Genomic DNA, 2332 nt, shown 5'->3' with positions numbered 1-2332 from the left:
CCCGCTGCCGTCCCGGGAGGCCGCCGCCGTGGGCGCGCAGGCCGCCCGCGCGCTGGCCGCGGCGCACGCGGCGGGCGTCGTCCACCGGGACGTCAAGCCCGCCAACGTCATGCTCACGGCGTCCGGTGTGAAGGTCGTCGACTTCGGTCTCGCCCTCGGGGCGCGCACGGCGGGCGGCGCGCTCCTCGGCACGCCCGCCTACGTCGCGCCCGAAGTCCTCGCCGGGGCCGAACCGGCGCCGTCCGCCGACGTGTACGCCCTCGGGGTCCTGCTCCGCGAGACGCTCCCGCCGCCCGTGCCGTCAGGCCTGGCGGCCTTGGTGGGCCGGTGCCTGGACGCCGACCCCGGCCGCCGTCCCACCGCCGCCGGGGTGGGCGAGGCCCTCGCGGAGGCCGCCCACCTCCCGCCCATCGCGTCCCCGTCCTCCTCCACGCCTCCGCCGGACGGCGCGGACGAGGAAGCGGACGCCGCCACCGGCGTGATCGGTGACCGTCCGGCCCCCGCGAACCCGACGCGGATCCTGGACGAGCCGGGCCCGCCCCCGACCGGCCCCGACCGGACGTCCCGGCGGACGCTCCTGATCGGCGGGGGAGCGGCCGCCGCGCTGCTCGCCGTCCTCGTGCTGCTCGCCGCGTTCACCGGCGGCGGGCGGCCCGCCGCGTCGCCGGGCCGTCCGGCCGCCACGGCGCCGTCCACGCCGTCCACGCCGTCCACGCCGGTCTGCGCGGTCGCGTACGCGGTCACCGGGCAGTGGGCCGGCGGGTTCCAGGCCAGCGTGCGGATCACCAACCTCGGCGCCAGGGCCCTCGACGGCTGGCGCCTGAGCTGGACGTTCGCCCGGGGCGAGCGGATCACCCAGATCTGGAACGGCACCCGGACACAGACCGAGGGTGAGATCACCGTCACCGCCGCGGACTACAACCGCGGCATCGCCCCGCACGGAACCGCCGAGTTCGGCTTCCTGGGAACGGCCTCCGGCGGCGCGCCCGAACCTCGCCCGGACACCTTCACGTTGGATGGATCACCCTGTCGACAGGCGTGAAGCGCTTGTCCGACCGGCGATCCGGAATGCACGATGAGGTCATGCGGATCTCTTCGGTCGTGCTCCTCGTCTGGCTCGTCATCGGCGCCGTCGCTGCAGGCCAGCGCCACTACTACGACCGTCCCGTCAAGGATCAGCTCAAAGACTGCAACCGGAGCGGGACGATCGCGGTGACGGTGGTCGCCGGGCCGCTCAACTACATCGGGCTCAACCCGAAGATCTCCTGCAAGCACCTGCCCGAACCCAGCAAGTGACACCTGCCCGAACCCGGGACATGACACTGCCCGAACCCGGGACATGACGCGGCCCCGCGCCCGAGCCGGGATCACCGGGACGGGCACGAGGCCGTATCGCCGCCCCACGGGGTGCGCCATGGGCGGCGGTCCTCCTGGTTGAGCCTCCGGCTCCGAGGGTTCGCCTGGTGGCTCGCCCTCGGCCGGACGCTCGTGCGAGCGGGGCTCGCACGGGGTGAGGTCTTCGCGTGGTGCATGGCCGAAAAATCGGCCATGCCACGTTACGCGACGATCAGGAGTGGGTTCTCCAGGAGCTGGGCCAGGCGGTCCAGGAACTTGGCCCCGGTCGCGCCGTCGGCGGCGCGGTGGTCCACCGAGAGCGTGATCGTCATCCGCTGCCCCGGGACGACCTGGCCGTCCCTGACCACCGGCTCCGCGCGGACGGCGCCGACCGCGAGGATCGCCGCCTCCGGCGGGTTGATCACGGCGGAGAACGAGTCCACGCCGAACATCCCGAGGTTGCTGACCGAGAACGTGCCGCCGGTCATCTCGGCGGGGGACAGCTTGCCGTCCCGGGCCTTGGCGGCCAGCTCGCGGGTCTCGGCGCCGATCTGGGACACCGACTTGCGGTCCGCGTCCTTGATCACCGGGACCAGCAGGCCGTCCTCGACCGCGACGGCCACGCCGACGTGGACGCGCTTGTGCACGAGCAGGGCGTCCTCGGTGTAGGAGGTGTTGACCTGCGGGTGCTCGCGCAGCGCCCGCGCGGACGCCTTGACGATCAGGTCGTTCACGCTGACCTTGACCGGGGCGAGCGCCTCGTTCAGGGTCTTGCGGAACGCGACCAGGGCCTCGGCGTCCACGTCGCGGTTCAGGTAGAAGTGCGGCGCGTTCTGCTTGCTCTCGACCAGGCGGCGCGCGGCGACCTTGCGGAAGCGGTTCAGCGGGACGCGCTCGACGTCCTCGTCCGCGACCTTCGGGGCGGCGGCGGGCTTCGGCGCCGACGCGGCGGCCGGAGCCGGAGCCGGAGCCGCCGCCGGAGCGACGGCGGCCGGGG

General features: G+C 74.3%; 3 protein-coding genes. 2 read left to right on the top strand and 1 reads right to left on the bottom strand.

Going from position 1 to position 2332, the window contains the following annotated elements; all coding sequences use genetic code 11:
• Both EBO15_RS43240 and EBO15_RS43235 read left to right on the top strand, forming a co-directional pair.
• On the top strand, positions 1 to 1042 hold a 1042-nt coding region (locus EBO15_RS43240), incomplete at its 5' end, for a cellulose binding domain-containing protein (RefSeq protein ID WP_147481938.1).
• A 41-nt stretch (positions 1043 to 1083) separates the two neighbouring features.
• On the top strand, positions 1084 to 1296 hold the full coding sequence (locus tag EBO15_RS43235) for a hypothetical protein (RefSeq protein ID WP_122200197.1): 213 nt from the start codon (positions 1084 to 1086) through the stop codon (positions 1294 to 1296).
• A gap of 260 nt (positions 1297 to 1556) precedes the next feature.
• On the opposite strand, the gene EBO15_RS43230 is transcribed toward EBO15_RS43235, so the two are convergent.
• Positions 1557 to 2332 (bottom strand): dihydrolipoamide acetyltransferase family protein (locus tag EBO15_RS43230; RefSeq protein ID WP_147481937.1); only part of this gene is annotated, 776 nt, incomplete at its 5' end.

Origin of the sequence: Actinomadura harenae (assembly GCF_003696215.1) — a bacterium.
Lineage (GTDB): Bacteria > Actinomycetota > Actinomycetes > Streptosporangiales > Streptosporangiaceae > Spirillospora > Spirillospora harenae.
The sequence above is the reverse complement of the archived record's forward strand: the minus strand, read 5'-3'. Positions and strand labels throughout refer to the sequence as shown.

Coding starts and splice junctions, on each gene's coding strand:
- EBO15_RS43235 (WP_122200197.1), top strand. CDS start 1,084: ATGCGGATCTCTTCGGTCGTGCTCCTCGTCTGGCTCGTCATCGGCGCC.